This window comes from Streptomyces sp. NPDC051207 (assembly GCF_040682395.1).
Lineage (GTDB): Bacteria > Actinomycetota > Actinomycetes > Streptomycetales > Streptomycetaceae > Streptomyces.
Map to the genome: position 1 here is coordinate 39,166 of NZ_JBFBAX010000020.1, position 15,507 is coordinate 54,672.

Annotated in this window: 12 protein-coding genes; 3 read left to right on the forward strand and 9 right to left on the reverse strand. The window is 73.6% G+C overall.

Annotated elements, in window-relative coordinates; genetic code table 11:
- The first annotated feature begins 90 nt into the window (after positions 1 to 90).
- On the forward strand, positions 91 to 816 hold the full coding sequence (locus AB0M97_RS20265; RefSeq protein ID WP_365962292.1) for an MBL fold metallo-hydrolase: 726 nt from the start codon (positions 91 to 93) through the stop codon (positions 814 to 816).
- Positions 817 to 850: 34 nt separating this feature from the next.
- Complete coding sequence (locus tag AB0M97_RS20270) at positions 851 to 1,708, forward strand: DUF3097 domain-containing protein (protein WP_365962293.1); 858 nt, start codon at positions 851 to 853, stop codon at positions 1,706 to 1,708.
- A gap of 31 nt (positions 1,709 to 1,739) precedes the next feature.
- Here AB0M97_RS20270 and hemW read toward each other — a convergent pair whose 3' ends face one another.
- The 4 genes from hemW to lepA form a co-directional block, all read right to left on the reverse strand.
- Entirely contained in the window at positions 1,740 to 2,972 is a 1,233-nt protein-coding gene (gene hemW, locus AB0M97_RS20275; protein ID WP_365962294.1) for a radical SAM family heme chaperone HemW, read from the reverse strand.
- Between the two features lie 246 nt (positions 2,973 to 3,218).
- Positions 3,219 to 5,129 carry a SpoIIE family protein phosphatase gene (locus AB0M97_RS20280; protein ID WP_365962295.1) on the reverse strand — a complete coding sequence of 637 codons (1,911 nt, stop codon included), beginning with the start codon at positions 5,127 to 5,129 and terminating at the stop codon, positions 3,219 to 3,221.
- 302 nt (positions 5,130 to 5,431) lie between these two features.
- Entirely contained in the window at positions 5,432 to 7,306 is a 1,875-nt protein-coding gene (locus tag AB0M97_RS20285; protein ID WP_365962296.1) for an AMP-dependent synthetase/ligase, read from the reverse strand.
- 260 nt (positions 7,307 to 7,566) lie between these two features.
- On the reverse strand, positions 7,567 to 9,435 hold the full coding sequence (gene lepA, locus AB0M97_RS20290) for a translation elongation factor 4 (protein WP_365962297.1): 1,869 nt from the start codon (positions 9,433 to 9,435) through the stop codon (positions 7,567 to 7,569).
- Between the two features lie 230 nt (positions 9,436 to 9,665).
- Between lepA and rpsT the strand changes: the two genes are divergently transcribed.
- Complete coding sequence (gene rpsT / locus AB0M97_RS20295) at positions 9,666 to 9,932, forward strand: 30S ribosomal protein S20 (RefSeq protein ID WP_365962298.1); 267 nt, start codon at positions 9,666 to 9,668, stop codon at positions 9,930 to 9,932.
- 363 nt (positions 9,933 to 10,295) lie between these two features.
- Here the strand turns inward: rpsT and AB0M97_RS20300 are convergent, their stop codons facing one another.
- From AB0M97_RS20300 to AB0M97_RS20320, 5 genes are all read right to left on the reverse strand, one after another.
- Positions 10,296 to 10,691 carry a nuclear transport factor 2 family protein gene (locus AB0M97_RS20300; protein ID WP_365962299.1) on the reverse strand — a complete coding sequence of 132 codons (396 nt, stop codon included), beginning with the start codon at positions 10,689 to 10,691 and terminating at the stop codon, positions 10,296 to 10,298.
- A gap of 66 nt (positions 10,692 to 10,757) precedes the next feature.
- Complete coding sequence (holA, locus tag AB0M97_RS20305) at positions 10,758 to 11,747, reverse strand: DNA polymerase III subunit delta (RefSeq protein WP_365962300.1); 990 nt, start codon at positions 11,745 to 11,747, stop codon at positions 10,758 to 10,760.
- Between the two features lie 72 nt (positions 11,748 to 11,819).
- Positions 11,820 to 12,065, reverse strand: coding sequence for a hypothetical protein (locus tag AB0M97_RS20310; RefSeq protein ID WP_365962301.1), 246 nt, complete (start codon positions 12,063 to 12,065; stop codon positions 11,820 to 11,822).
- A 41-nt stretch (positions 12,066 to 12,106) separates the two neighbouring features.
- Positions 12,107 to 12,943: an arylamine N-acetyltransferase gene (locus tag AB0M97_RS20315; protein WP_365962302.1), complete on the reverse strand. Its 837-nt coding sequence runs from the start codon at positions 12,941 to 12,943 to the stop codon at positions 12,107 to 12,109.
- A gap of 4 nt (positions 12,944 to 12,947) precedes the next feature.
- Positions 12,948 to 15,485, reverse strand: coding sequence for a ComEC/Rec2 family competence protein (locus AB0M97_RS20320; RefSeq protein WP_365962303.1), 2,538 nt, complete (start codon positions 15,483 to 15,485; stop codon positions 12,948 to 12,950).
- Positions 15,486 to 15,507 lie beyond the last annotated feature (22 nt).

The window sequence follows — 15,507 nt, forward strand, 5'->3', positions numbered from 1 at the left end:
CGGCCAAGTGTACGGCCGTGGGGTGCACCGGGGGCAAGGCCGGTCCCACGCCGCCGTGCCCGGGTCCGCCGTCCCCGCTAGCGTCGCGGTATGACGGTGACTTGGGAAGAGCTGGGGTGGGAGCGCGTGGCCGGCGGGGTGGGCCGGTGCCGGCTGCCTCGCTGGGACTGCACGGCGGGGCTCGTCGTCGGCGCCGGGGCGGCGCTGCTGATCGACGCCGGGTCCGGCCTCGCGGAGGGCGCGCGGCTGCGGGAGCAGGCGGAACGGCTCACCGGTCACCGTGTGACGCATCTCGCGCTGACCCACCCGCACTTCGACCACGTCCTCGGCGCCGGCGCGTTCGCCGGGGCGGAGACGTACGGCGCGGTGGGCGTGGACGCGCTGTTCGGGGCGCGCGGCCGGGAGGAGCTGCGCGCGGACGCGGTGCGGCACGGGCTGGACGCGCGGGCCGCCGAGGAGGCGGCCGACGCGCTCGCGCCGCCCCGCCACCTGGTCAGCGGCGAGTGGACCCTGGACCTCGGCGGCGGCCGGCAGGTGCTGCTGGCGAACGTGGGGCCGGGTCACACGGCGCACGACCTCGCCGTCCTGGTGCCCGGAGACCGCGAGGTGGTCTTCTGCGGCGACCTGGTCGAGCAGTCCGGCGAGCCGCAGGCCGGGCCGGACGCGGTGCCCGCGCAGTGGCCCGCCGCGCTGGACCGGCTGCTGGCCCTCGGCGGCGAGGACGCGCTGTACGTGCCCGGTCACGGGGCGGTGGTGGGCGCGGCGTTCGTGCGGGCACAGCGCGACGAGCTGGCGGCCCGCTTCGGCGTGTCGTGACCGCCTGACGGCCGCTTCTCCTATCGTCGTTCGAATGCGCCCACCCGTCTCCCGTCCCCGCCCTTCCGGCGATGGCCCGTCGGGCCCGCGTTCCCGTGCGTACTCCCCCGACCTGACGCCTCCCTGGAAGAAGCCGAAGCCCGTCCCGGAGGTCCCCGCGGAGCCCGGTCTGGTGGTGGAGGAGCCCGGCAGCGGCTTCTGCGGCGCGGTGATCGGCTGCGAGGCGGGCACGGTGACCCTGGAGGACCGCTTCGGCAAGCACCGGGTGTTCCCGCTGGAGCCGCGCGGCTTCCTGCTGGAGGGCAGGGTGGTGACCCTGGTGAAACCGGCCGGCGGCCCCGTACGGCCCACCCGTACCGCCTCCGGTTCCGTCGCCGTGCCCGGCGCACGCGCGCGCGTGGCCCGCGCCGGCCGCATCTACGTCGAGGGGCGGCACGACGCCGAGCTGGTCGAGAAGGTGTGGGGCGACGACCTGCGCATCGAGGGCGTCGTCGTGGAGTACCTGGAGGGCGTGGACGACCTGCCGTCCGTGGTCGCGGAGTTCGCTCCCGACGCCGACGCCCGCCTCGGCGTCCTGGTCGACCACCTGGTGCCGGGCTCCAAGGAGTGGCGCATCGCCCAGTCGGTGACCAGCGAGCACGCCCTGGTCGTGGGGCACCCGTACATCGACATCTGGGAGGCGGTGAAGCCGTCGGCCCTGGGCATCGAGGCGTGGCCGCGGGTCCCCCACGGCCAGGACTGGAAGAAGGGCGTGTGCCGCGCCCTGGGCTGGCCGGAAAACACCGGTGCGGCGTGGCAGCACATCCTGTCCAGGGTCCGGACGTACAAGGACCTGGAGCCGGCGCTGCTGGGGTGCGTGGAGCGCCTCATCGACCACGTGACCGTGGCCTGAGGCCGGTCTCCCGGTCCACCGGGTCGCGCGCTCAGTCCACGAGGTCGCGCACCACCGCGTCCGCCAGCAGCCGCCCCCGCAGGGTCAGCGCCGCGCGCCCGCGCGCGTAGGGCCCGGGGTCCAGGAGGCCGTCCGCCAGCGCGCGCCGGGCGGCCGCGAGCCCGGCGTCCTTGAGCAGGGACAGCGGTACGCCCTCCCGCAGGCGCAGCTCCAGCAGGACGCGCTCCACCCTGCGGTCCTCGTCCGTCAGCAGCTCCCGACCGGCGCCGGGTGAGCGGTCCGCCGCCAGCGCCGCCGCGTACGCCCCCGGGTGCTTGACGTTCCACCAGCGCACGCCGCCGACGTGCGAGTGGGCGCCCGGTCCCGCGCCCCACCAGTCGGCGCCCCGCCAGTACAGCTCGTTGTGCCGGCAGCGGCCCTCGGCGGTGGTGGCCCAGTTGGACACCTCGTACCACGTGAAGCCCGCGGAGGACAGGGCCTCCTCGGCCATCAGATAGCGGTCGGCGTGCACGTCGTCGTCGGTCGTCGGGACCTCGCCGCGCCGGATGCGGCGGGCGAGCTGCGTGCCCTCCTCCACGATCAGCGCGTACGCCGACACATGGTCGGGGCCGGCGCCGATCGCGGCGTCCAGCGAGGCCCGCCAGTCGTCGTCGGACTCGCCGGGCGTGCCGTAGATCAGGTCCAGGTTGACGTGCTCGAACCCGGCCGCGTGGGCCTCGGCGACGCAACGCTCGGGGCGGCCGGGGGTGTGGGTGCGGTCCAGGACGCGCAGGACGTGCTGCCGCGCGCTCTGCATGCCGAAGGAGACCCGGTTGAAGCCGCCCGCCCGGAGCGCCGCCAGGTAGGCCGGGTCGACGGACTCGGGGTTGGCCTCCGTGGTGACCTCCGCACCCGGGGCCAGCCCGAACTCGTCGCGGACCGCGTCCAGCACCCGGACGAGGTCGGCGGCGGCCAGCAGCGTGGGGGTGCCGCCGCCGACGAACACCGTGCTGACCGGGCGCGGGTCGTCGCCGAGGACCTTGCGGGCGAGGCGGATCTCGTCGGTCAGCGTGGCCGCGTAGTTGTCGCGGGAGGCGAGCACGCCTCCGGTGCCGCGCAGCTCGGTCGCGGTGTAGGTGTTGAAGTCGCAGTAGCCGCAGCGGGTCGCGCAGTACGGGACGTGCAGGTAGAACCCGAGGGGACGGTCCGCGGCCCCGGCGAGCGCGTGCGCGGGCAGGACACCGTCGTCGGGGACGGGCTCACCGTCGGGAAGTGCGGAAGGCATGCGTCCCATTGTCCAGCACGGCGCGGGTTGCCCTGCCGGTACGGGGTGGCGGCGCCGGCCTGCCGGTACGGGGTGGCGGGCGTTCGCCTGCCGGTCCGGGGTCGCGGGCGTTCGCCTGCCGGTGCGGGGCGGTGGCCGTCGGCCCGCCTGTCCGATGTTGCGGCTGCTCACCCGCCCGGCACCAGGGCCGTACACCCGCCCGCCCGGGGCGACAGCCCTGCACCCGCCTGTCTGGGGCGGTGGCCGTCACTCCGCCTGGAGTACCAGCAGGGCCAGGTCGTCCTCGGGTGGGCGGGGGCCGAAGTCGTGGACCAGGGCCCGGATGCGTTCCGCGATCAGTTCCGCGTCGAGTCCGGCGCAGCCCGCGAGGGCGAGCGCCAGCCCGTCGCCGTCGTCGAACTGGCGTGATCCGCAGCGCCGCTCGGTCACGCCGTCCGTGACGCACAGCAGCGTGTCGCCGGGCCGCAGCGCGAAGGTCTCGCTGACGTACGTCTCGTCCTCCACGACACCGAGGAGGGTCTGCGGCCGGGCCGCGGTGCGGACCTCGCCGTCGGCCCCGAGGAGCAGCGGCAGCGGGTGTCCTGCGGAGGCGAGCGTGCAGCGGATGCCGGGCCCGGCCGGCGTCTCCACGAGGACCAGCTCGCCGTAGAGGAGGGAGAGGAACCGGGTCTGCGGGCCGTCGCCGGGGCTCGCGGGCCGCCCACCGGCCAGGGCGCGGGCCGCCGCGTCGGCGACCTCCGTCGCGTCGTCGAGGAGGAGCTGGTTGAGCCGGTCGAGGACGTCGGCGACGCCGTACCCCTCGCGGGCCAGCAGCCGCAGCCAGGGCCGGGCGAGCCCGATCACGACGGCGGCCTCGGGGCCCTTGCCCTGCACGTCGCCGACGGCGAAGCACCAGCGGCCCTCCCCGGCCGGGAACAGATCGTAGAAGTCGCCGCTCGGGCCGCCCTGGTCGCACGGCTCGTGGACGAGGGCGCTGCGCACGCCCGGTATCTCGGCGACCGCGCCGGGCAGCAGGCCGCGCTGCAGGACGGAGCTGATGGTGACCTGCCGGGCGTACTGCCGGGCCGCCCCGACGGCGAGCGCCACCCGGTGACCGAGGTCCTCGACCAGCCCGGTGATCTCGTCCGGGATGCGGGGCGTGCCGGACCGACCGATGACGAGCGTGCCCAGCGGCCGGCCGCCCGCGACGAGCCGGTACGCCAGTGCCGTGCCGTAGGCGCCGTGCGGGCCGAGCGCGTGCGCGGGCCACGGATAGGGGACGGGTCCGGAGGTCATCGGGTCGGGCAGCCGGGGCGGGTCCTTCTCCAGGGCCGCGCGCAGTTCCTCGATGTGGTGCTCGCTGCCGTGCCAGACGCGGGCCAGCCGCGCCCCGGGCGCCCAGGGGCCGTCGGCCCTGCCGCCGCGGCCGGTGGACTCGTCCTCCAGCCACACCGCGCACCAGTCGGCGAGCCGCGGCACGATCAACTGGGCGGTCAGGGAGGCCACGAGGTCCTCGTCGAGCTGCCCGCCGAGCAGTCCGGACGCCTCGGCGAGGAAGGACAGGGCGCCCCGGTCGAGCCAGTCCGCGTCGCGGCCCTGCTCGGCGGTGCGCCAGCCGCGGGGCGGCTCGGGCGCGAGCAGGCCCGCGGTGCCGAGGCCGCCGGGCTCCTCGGGGTACGTACCGTCCTCGCCGTCAGTGGCGCGCAGCCGGGCCCACACGGTCTTGGTGCCCGCGCGGTAGGTGATGCCCCAGCTCTCGGCGAGCGCGGCGACCAGGCGCAGGCCGCGCCCGTACTCGGGCGGCTCGTCGGGCGGTTCGGCGTGGCCGTCGCGCGGGGCGCGCGAGGGGTGGTGGTCGGTGACCTCCAGCAGGAGCGTGCCGGTGTCCTCCTCCAGCCGCAGCGCCAGTTCGACGTCGGTGCCCGCGTGCACGACCGCGTTGGTGACCAGTTCGCTCACGACCAGGCCGGCGTCCTCGGTGAGCCGGTCGGTGAGCTTGACGTCGCCGGTCAACCCGCGGTCCGTCCAGTCGGCGAGGGCGCCGCGCACCAGCGCGCGGGCGGAACCGGGCGCGAGGCCGCTGCCGGACAACCTGGCGTGCGCCCGCGCGTGATGCTGCCGCGCGGGCGCCCCGGCGGTACGGGACAGGATCTCCCGTCGCGTCGGAATGGCCCCCATGGACAGCTCCCCGGGCGGTCGGTGCGCGTGCGCCTGCGCGGTCGCCGACAGCGTGACAGACCGGCTGCGCGCATACGCGGGGAGTTACCGGAACTGGGTGGTTGTGGGCGGGAAACGTACTACGGATGGACCCACACCGGTCGGAAAGCGACACGGACCCGCCTGATTGCGCCGACGGGCGAACCCGGGCGTTCGAGCGGATGCGCCCAGTGCGCGGCACGCGAGGAGCGGGCGCGGAGAACGGGCGCGGAGAACGGGCGCGGGCGGCGCCCAGGGGGTGTGCGCCGCCCGCGCCCGCGGCATCACGCCTCGCGCGAGCCCTCGTACATCTCCTCGATGAGGTGCTTGTACTCGCGCTCGACCACGGGCCGCTTCAGCTTCAGACTCGGGGTGATCTCGCCGTGCTCGACGTCCAGGTCCCGCGGGAGCAGGCGGAACTTCTTGATCGTCTGCCAGCGCTGCAGGCCCTCGTTGAGCTGCTTGACGTAGCCGTCGACCATCTCGACGGTGACGGGCGCGGCGACGATGTCGGCGTACGGCCTGCCCTCCAGGCCGTGTTCCTTGGCCCAGCCGGCGAGGGCCATCTCGTCCAGGGCGATGAGGGCGGTGCAGTAGTTCCGGTCGGCGCCGTGCACCAGGATGTTGGAGACGTACGGGCAGATCGCCTTGAACCGGCCCTCGACCTCGGCGGGCGCGACGTACTTGCCGCCGGAGGTCTTGATGAGGTCCTTCTTGCGGTCGGTGATCCGCAGGTAGCCGTCCGCGGAGAGCTCGCCGATGTCGCCGGTGTGGAACCAGCCGTCCTCCTCCAGGACCTCGGCGGTCTTCTCGGGCAGCCCGTGGTAGCCCTCCATGATGCCGGGGCCGCGCAGCAGGATCTCGCCGTCGTCGGCGATGCGCACCTCGGTGCCGGGCAGCGGCTTGCCGACCGTGCCGGTGCGGTAGGCCTCGCCGGGGTTGACGAAGGAGGCCGCGGAGGACTCGGTGAGGCCGTAGCCCTCCAGGATGTGGATGCCGGCGCCGGCGAAGAAGTAGCCGATGTCGGGGGCGAGCGCGGCGGAGCCGGAGACGCAGGCGCGCAGGTTGCCGCCGAAGGCCTCGCGGATCTTGGCGTAGACGAGCTTGTCGGCGACGGCGTGCTGGGACCTGAGGCCGAGGGGGGCGCTGGCGACGCCGGTGCGGCGGAAGTTGTCCTGGGTGACCCTGGCGTACTCGCGGGCCACGTCGGCCGCCCACTGGAAGATCTTGTACTTGGCGCCGCCGCCGGCCTTCGCCTTGGCCGCGACCCCGTTGTAGACCTTCTCGAAGATGCGCGGCACGGCCGCCATGTACGTCGGCCGCACGACCGGCAGATTCTCGATGATCTTGTCGACCCGGCCGTCGACGGCGGTGACGTGGCCGACCTCGATCTGGCCGGAGGTGAGCACCTTGCCGAAGACGTGCGCGAGCGGCAGCCAGAGGTACTGCACGTCGTCGCCGCCGACCAGCCCGGTCGCGGCGATCGCCTTCGCCATGTACGACCAGTTGTCGTGCGGCAGGCGCACGCCCTTGGGGCGGCCGGTGGTGCCGGAGGTGTAGATGAGGGTGGCGAGCTGGTCCCTGGTGATCGCGCCGACCCGCTGCTCGATCAGGTCGGGGTCCTTCTCCAGGCGGGCCGCGCCGCGCGCCTCCAGCTCGGCGAGGGTGAGGACCCAGTCGCCGCTCTCCACACCCGCCCCGTCGATCACCACGACGTGGGTGAGGTCGGGCAGCTCGGCGCGCTTCTCGCGGGCCTTGGCGAGCTGCTCGGCGTTCTCCGCGATCAGCACCCGGCTCCCGGAGTCGGACAGGATGTACGCCGACTCCTCGGCGTTGGTCTGCGGGTAGACCGTCGTCGTGGCCGCGCCCGCGCACATGATGCCGAGGTCGGCGAGGATCCACTCGATGCGGGTCGAGGACGCGAGCGCCACCCGCTGCTCCGGCTGCACGCCCAGCTCGATGAGCCCGGCCGCGATGGCGTGGACCCGCTTGGCGGCCTCGGCCCAGGTCAGGGACTTCCAGTCGTCGGGGCCCTCGCCCGAGGCGGAGGGCACCGGGTAGCGGTAGGCCTCGGCGTCGGGCGTGGTCGACACGCGCTCCAGGAAGAGGCCCGCAACGGACGGCGGACGGTTATCGATCAGTGTCTGTGCGTCGCTCACGACATCCTCCGGGGCCCGCGACTGTGCGGCTGGCTCAGTGCGGCTGGCTGGTGCGGTTGTTCCTCACGCGAGCTTGTTTAACTCACGAGTAACCATCGAGCAGGCATCAGGGTAAGGGGCATCGGGCCACCGCGTAAGAGCCCGCGCCCTGTCACTTCCTACAGACAGCGACCGGGTGTACGCACAGGGGCCCGCCGCACTTTCGTACGGCAGGCCCCCGTTCCGCCCGGTTTGGCCGGACGCGCAGGCGTAACCGGCGGTTACTTCTTGCCCTTGGCCGACGCCCCGCCGTCGTCGCTGGACAGCACGGCGATGAAGGCCTCCTGCGGAACCTCCACCGAACCCACCATCTTCATCCGCTTCTTGCCTTCCTTCTGCTTCTCCAGCAGCTTCCGCTTCCGGGAGATGTCACCGCCGTAGCACTTGGCCAGGACGTCCTTGCGGATGGCGCGGATGGTCTCGCGGGCGATGACCCGGGAACCGATGGCGGCCTGCACCGGCACCTCGAAGTTCTGCCGCGGGATCAGCTCCTTCAGCTTGGCGACGAGCCGCACGCCGTACGCGTACGCCTGGTCCTTGTGGGTGATCGCCGAGAAGGCGTCGACCTTGTCGCCGTGCAGCAGGATGTCGACCTTGACCAGGCTCGAGGACTGCTCACCGGTGGGCTCGTAGTCCAGGGACGCGTAGCCGCGGGTCTTGGACTTCAGCTGGTCGAAGAAGTCGAAGACGATCTCCGCGAGCGGCAGGGTGTAGCGGATCTCGACGCGGTCCTCGGACAGGTAGTCCATGCCGAGCAGGGTGCCGCGCCGGGTCTGGCACAGCTCCATGATCGCGCCGATGAACTCGGTGGGCGCGAGGATCGTGGCCCGCACGACCGGCTCGTGCACCTCCGCGATCTTGCCCTCGGGGAACTCGCTCGGGTTGGTGACCGTGATCTCCTCGCCGTCCTCCATGGTCACGCGGTAGACCACGTTGGGCGCGGTGGCGATCAGGTCGAGGCCGAACTCGCGCTCGAGGCGCTCCCGGATCACGTCCAGGTGCAGCAGGCCGAGGAAGCCGACGCGGAAACCGAAGCCGAGCGCGGCGGACGTCTCCGGTTCGTACACCAGCGCGGCGTCGTTGAGCTGGAGCTTGTCCAGCGCCTCGCGCAGCTCCGGGTAGTCCGAGCCGTCCAGCGGGTACAGCCCCGAGAACACCATCGGCTTGGGGTCCTTGTAGCCGCCGAGCGCCTCCGTGGCCCCCTTGTGCATGCTCGTGACGGTGTCGCCGACCTTGGACTGGCGGACGTCCTTCACCCCGGTGATGAGGTAGCCCACCTCGCCCACGCCGAGGCCGTCGGAGGGCAGCATCTCCGGGGAGTTGGTGCCGATCTCCAAAAGCTCGTGCGTCGCGTTCGTCGACATCATCCGGATCCGCTCACGCCGGTTGAGCTGGCCGTCGATGACACGGACGTACGTCACGACACCGCGGTAGGAGTCGTAGACCGAGTCGAAGATCATCGCGCGGGCCGGGGCGTCCTTGACGCCGACCGGGGCGGGGATCTCGGCGACGACCTTGTCGAGCAGCGCCTCGACGCCCAGGCCGGTCTTGGCGGAGACCTTCAGCACGTCGCCGGGCTCGCAGCCGACCAGGTTCGCCAGCTCCTCGGCGAACTTCTCCGGCTGCGCCGCCGGAAGGTCGATCTTGTTCAGCACCGGGATGATCGTGAGGTCGTTCTCCATCGCCAGGTAGAGGTTGGCGAGGGTCTGCGCCTCGATGCCCTGGGCCGCGTCGACGAGGAGGATGGTCCCCTCGCAGGCGGCGAGCGACCGCGAGACCTCGTACGTGAAGTCCACGTGCCCGGGGGTGTCGATCATGTTGAGGATGTGCGTGTTGCTCTTGTCGTGGGTCGGGGCCCACGGCAACCGCACCGCCTGGGACTTGATCGTGATGCCGCGCTCGCGCTCGATGTCCATGCGGTCGAGGTACTGGGCGCGCATCTGCCGCTGCTCGACCACCCCGGTCAGCTGGAGCATCCGGTCGGCGAGCGTGGACTTGCCGTGGTCGATGTGCGCGATGATGCAGAAATTGCGGATCAGAGCCGGGTCGGTACGGCTCGGCTCGGGCACATGGCTAGGGATCGCGGGCACGCAGGGTCCTGATTCTTGAGGCGTCCGCAGTGTCTGCGGTCTCGGGTCGGATCGATACGTAGTCTCCATGGTCCCACGGGCGGGGAGCTGCGACGGGTTTGGGCCACTGTCCGGGCCGCTGCTAGGCTGGGTGGCTGTGTCTCCTGCCCTCTCGCAGGAGGCACTCCTTCAAGAAATCACCGGCACGCGACCCCCTGTGGGCCCGTGCCAGAACCTGTAGAGGCTCATTCGTGGCGAACATCAAGTCCCAGATCAAGCGGATCAAGACCAACGAGAAGGCCCGGCTGCGCAACAAGGCCGTCAAGTCGTCCCTGAAGACCGCGATCCGCAAGGCCCGCGAGGCCGCTGCCGCGGGTGACGTCGAGAAGGCCACCGAGTACCAGCGCGCTGCGGCGCGTCTGCTCGACAAGGCCGTCTCGAAGGGCGTCATCCACAAGAACCAGGCTGCCAACAAGAAGTCGGCCCTGGCTGCCAAGGTCGCGTCCGTCAAGGGCTGAATCTCCCTTTGATCTGACCGCCGGAAGGACCCAGAGCGGGCCCTCTCTCATCCGCTCCCGACCGGCACCCCGAGCCTTGTCCGCGGCCTGCGTTCGCCACGCGGGGACCGGGCTCACCCAGCGTCATCCGTAGGCCCCGTCGCCTCGTCCTTCCCCAGGACGGGCGGCGGGGCCTTCGGCGTGCCCGGGCGAGAAGCCCTGGGCTCGTAGGGCCGGTTCCGGGCGAGAAGCCCTGAACTCGTAGGGCCGGTTCCGGGCGAGGAGCCTTGGGCCGACTCCGGGCGAGGGGTCTTGGGCCGGTTCCGGGCGACGGGACATGGACCGGTTCGGGCGAAGGGCTTCAGGCTGTGCCCGCGTGGCGTGTCACGACCAGAAGTCGTTGTTCGCCTCGATGTCCGCGACGCACTCGTCGATGTCGCTGATCCTGTCACCGACGATCCGGAAGACGAGAGCCCCCTCGTCCTCGATGTGCTTGCCCCGGCGGTCCGCGGCGAACAGGGCCATACCGACCGCGTGGCCCCGGCCGTCCACGGCGACGCCGCGCAGGTCGACCCGCATGTTCCCGCCGGTCTCCTCGTTCATCCGGCGATACATGTCGATGATCGCGTCCTGGCCCTTGAAGTCACCGGACAGCGGGTGACTGCCGGGCACATGGTGCGTACAGTCCGAGGTCATCACCTCGCGCAGGGCGTCCAGGTCACCCCGGGAGAACGCCTCGAACCCCTTGCGTAAGATCTGGGCGTGCGGGTGTTCAGCCATGGCGATCGCCACCTCTCCGTCGTTCGGCGATGTGCGGCTGATACGTCCGATTCTCCCGCGCTCCCGCTACGCCCGCCCCCTGGACCGGGCGGCCCGGGCGATGGTGACGACGGCCTTCTCCAGCGCGTACTCGGGGTCGTCGCCGCCGCCCTTCACTCCCGCGTCCGCCTCGGCGACCGCCCGCAGCGCGACCGACAGGCCGTCCGGCGTCCAGCCGCGGCTCTGCTGGCGCACCCGGTCGATCTTCCACGGCGGCATGCCCAGCTCACGGGCCAGGTCCGCGGGCCGGCCGCCGCGCGCGGAGGACAGCTTGCCGATCGCGCGCACGCCCTGCGCCAGCGCGCTGGTGATCAGCACCGGCGCGACCCCCGTCGCCAGCGACCAGCGCAGCGCCTCCAGCGCCTCCGCCGTCCGGCCCTCCACGGCCCGGTCGGCGACGGTGAAGCTCGACGCCTCGGCCCGCCCGGTGTAGTAGCGCCCGACGACGGCCTCGTCGATCGTCCCCTCGACGTCCGCGGCGAGCTGCGACACCGCCGACGCCAGCTCCCGCAGATCACTGCCGATCGAGTCCACCAGCGCCTGGCAGGCCTCCGGCGTCGCCGAACGCCCCAGCGCCCGGAACTCGCCCCGCACGAACGCCAGCCGGTCCGCCGGCTTCGTCATCTTCGGGCAGGCCACCTCACGGGCACCCGCCTTGCGCGCCGCGTCCAGCAGGCCCTTGCCCTTGGCGCCGCCCGCGTGCAGCAGCACCAGCGTGATCTCCTCGGCGGGCGCGCCGAGATACGCCTTCACGTCCTTGACCGTGTCGGCCGAAAGGTCCTGCGCGTTCCGTACGACCACGACCTTGCGCTCCGCGAAGAGCGACGGGCTGGTCAGCTCGGCGAGCGTGCCGGGCTGCAACTGGTCCGACGTCAGGTCCCGTACGTCCGTGTCGGCGTCGGAGGCCTTGGCGGCGGCCACCACCTCCTGCACGGCACGGTCGAGCAGGAGGTCCTCCTGGCCCACGGCGATGGTCACCGGGGCGAGGGGGTCGTCGTTCGCAGTCTTCCTGGCCATCGCGACAAGCATCGCACGCGGCACTGACAACGCCGCCCGGGCCCAGCCCCCGGCCCGCCCCCGGCCTCGGGGTTACGGCTCCTCGCGCCAGCCGTCCCACTCGCCCGCGAACGCGTCCAGCTCCGCCGGGTCCAGCCGCTCCCGCTCGTCCCGCAGGACGACCAGCCACTGCGCGTCCTCGGCGTCGTCCTCACCGGCCAGCGCGTCCCGGACCAGCTGCGGTTCCTCGTCCAGCCCGAACCGCTCCCCGAGCGTCTCGGCCGCCTCCCGCGCGGCATCGCGGTCGGGCAGCACCAGCACGTGTCTCACATCGCTCACGCCAGCCATTGTCGGGTACGGACCGGAAGGTGCTGACCGGCTCAACCGCTCTCGGCGGACCCGCGCAGCACCGGCACCCGCTCCAGCACGATCCCGAACCGCTCCCGGTACACGGCCAGCACCTCCTCGTCCGCGTCCAGCTCACGCTCCTGGCGCTCGCCGTCCGGAGCCGTCTCCGTCAGCCGCCGGCCGCTGAGCGTGATCCGCCCGCCGTCCTCCGTGACCCGCGAGCACACCAGCGACCGCGTGAAGTGCGACGCGGGCGAGGTGCTGTGCCACCACGCCCCGGCCACGAAGTCACCCAGCACCCGCGGCCGTGCCTCCAGCCGGTACTCGGGACTGCCGTCCCGGCTCACGTCCAGGTCCGCCGCCGCCACGCCGTGCCCGCCGCGCACCCCGGCCGCGTCCGGCCCCGCCTCCACGATCCGGAACGTGCCGCCCGGGTCCGGCTGTTCACCCCGGTCCCCGAACGCCAGCGGGTAGTGGCTGTGCGCCCCGAAGCCGACGTCGGCCAGCCAGTCACCCCCGTCCGCCGTCCGCACCCGCAGCGCGAGATGGTCGTACGGAATCCCGAGCCGCTCCTCGCCGATCCGCACCCGCGCCGCGAGCAGCGTCACCTCGAAGCCGAGCGCGGTGAGCAACGCCCCGAACGCGCCGTTCAGTTCGTAGCAGAACCCGCCCCGGCGCCCGGCCACCACCTTGTCCAGCAGCCGCTGCTCCTCAAGCACGATCTCCTCGCCGAGGTGGATGGAGAGGTTCTCGAAGGGCACGGTCTGCAAGTGGCGCACGTGCAGTTCGCGCAGAACGTCAGTGGTGGGCGCTGCCGGGTGGGCGACTCCGAGCCGCTGGAGGTAGGCATCGGTCTCTTCGCGTTTCATGCCCTCAGTCTCGCGCCACCTCCAGCCGTCCGTCCGCGCGGCCCGTGACGGCCAGCGCGCCGTCGCGGTCCGTCCGCAGCACCACCGCTCCCCCGGCACGCAGCGCGGCCAGCGTGCCCGGGGCCGGGTGGCCGTACGAGTTGTCCGCGCCGCAGGAGATGAGCGCCAGCCGCGGGGCCGCCCTGCGCATGAGGTCCGGGTCCTGATACGCCGAGCCGTGGTGGGCCACCTTGAGCACGTCCACGCCTCTCAGCGCCGCGCCCGCGGGGGATTGGGCCAGCGCCCGCTGGGCCGGGGGTTCGAGGTCCCCGAGGAGGAGCAGACGCAGGCCTGCGGTCCGGACGAGGAGAGTGACACTGGCGTCATTGGCTCCTTCGGGGGCGGGGGCGGGAATGTGGGCGGGGCTTCGGCTTGTGGCCGGTGAGGAATGCGTGGCGGGAGGCCACAGAACCTCCCAGGACAGCCCGCCCGTGCGGCGTTCCTGGCCGGCGGCGGCCCGTGTCACGGGGACTCCCCGCGCCGCCGCCACTCTGCGGACGAACGCCGCCTGGCCGGCGGGCTCGGCGAACCCCGTCGTCTCGACAGCCCCGACCGAGCGTCCCCGCAGTACACCGGGCAGGCCCGCCACATGGTCGGCGTGGAAGTGGGTCAGCACGACGAGCGGGATGCGGGTGACGCCCAGCGACCGCAGACAGCGGTCGACCAGCACCGGGTCGGGACCGGCGTCCACGACCACGCCGGTGCCCTCGCCCGCCGCGAGCACCATGGCGTCGCCCTGCCCCACGTCGCACATCACCATCCGCCAGCCCGGTGGCGGCCAGCCCGTCACCACTCTGGTCAGCGGCGCCGGCCGCAGCACCGCCAGGGCCAGCAGCAGCACGCACGCCCCGCACCACCAGGGGTGCTCGAGCAGCCGCCGCCCGGCGAGCAGCAGGGCCACGGTGACGGCCCCCAGCAGTGCCGCTCCGGTCCAGCCGCCGGGCCAGTCCACTCCTGCGCCGGGCAGCGCGGCCCCGGTGCGGGCCACCGCCGCCAGCCACTCGGCGGGCCACCTTGCGCACCAGGCCAGCGCCTTGGCCACCGGCATGGCCAGCGGTGCCGTCGCCAGCACCGCGAAGCCCAGCACCGTGGCCGGCGCGACCGCAAACTCCGCGAGCAGGTTGCACGGCACCGCCACCAGGCTCACCCGCGCCGACAGCACGGCGACGACCGGCGCGCACAGCGCCTGCGCGGCACCCGCCGCGGCCAGCGCCTCGGCCAGGCCGGGCGGCACCCCGCGCCGGCGCAGCGTCGCGCTCCAGCGTGGCGCGAGCGTGAGCAGGGCGCCGGTGGCCAGCACGGAGAGCAGGAAGCCGTAACTGCGGGCCAGCCACGGGTCGTACAGCACCAGCAGCAGGACGGCCGTCGCCAGCGCCGGGAGGAGGGACCGGCGCCGTCCGGTGGCGAGCGCCAGCAGCGCGACACAGCCGCAGGCGGCGGCCCGCAGCACGCTCGGCTCAGGTCGGCACACCACGACGAACCCGAGCGTGATCACACCGCCGAGCACGGCCGTCCGGCGCAGGGAGATACCGAGGCGGGGCGCCAGACCGCGGCGCTCGGCATGCTGGGCGAGGCCCGGTGGCCCGAGGAGCAGGGCGAGCAGAATGGTGAAGTTCGCCCCGGACACGGCCAGCAAATGAGTGAGGTCGGTCTCCTTGAAGGCCGCGTCCAGCTCGGGGGTGACCCGCGAGGTGTCCCCGACGACCAGGCCCGGCAGCAGCGCACGCGCGTCGGCCGGCAGACCGTCGGTGGCCTCCCGCAGCCCGGCGCGCAGCCGTCCCGCGAGCCGCTGCGGCCCCGACGCCTCCCCCACCACGTCCGGCCCGGCCCGCGCCCGTACCCGCAGCACGCCGGCGATCCGGTCGCCGTCCTCCCTCGGGGGCGCGAGTCGCGCGGTGACCCGGAGCCGGGTCGAGGGCAGCAGCCCGAGCCAGGGCGAATGCCCCGGCCCGCCGCCGGAAGCCCGTGAGCCGTCCGGCCCGGCCCGCGCACCGCCCTCTCCTGCGTCGACGATCATCAGCACCGGTGTCCGGGTCGTCACCGCCGTCCCGCCCGCCTCCTCGACGCGGCGCACGTCGGCTCCGATCAGCACGGCGGCCGGTGCCACGCGGGGGCCGTCGACCCGGGGCCGGGTGAGCCGGGGATCGGCGGTGACCTCGACCTCGGCAGTCACGGTCGCATACCGCCGTGCCAGGTCCGGGACGGGGCCCCGCCGCAGATCCGCCCCGTGCAGCCCCGCCGAGACGGCCGACGCGGCGACGCAGGGCAGCACGGCGGCGACGGCGGTGCGGGTCCACCAGGGCCCACGGCCCCGGCCCAGCAGCAGGGCCCCGCCGAGAACCGCACAGACGGCGGCCACACCCCCGGCCCACCCTGCCGGCGCATCCACCAGCAGCGCCGCCGTGGCCCAGGCCGCGAGCGCGGGCGGCACCAGCCGCAGGTCCGTCGGCCCCTCCTGCCGGGGACGGGCCGCGCCGAGCCGTTTCCCGGACGCCGCATGCACAGCACGGCGGGCAGCGGGCCCC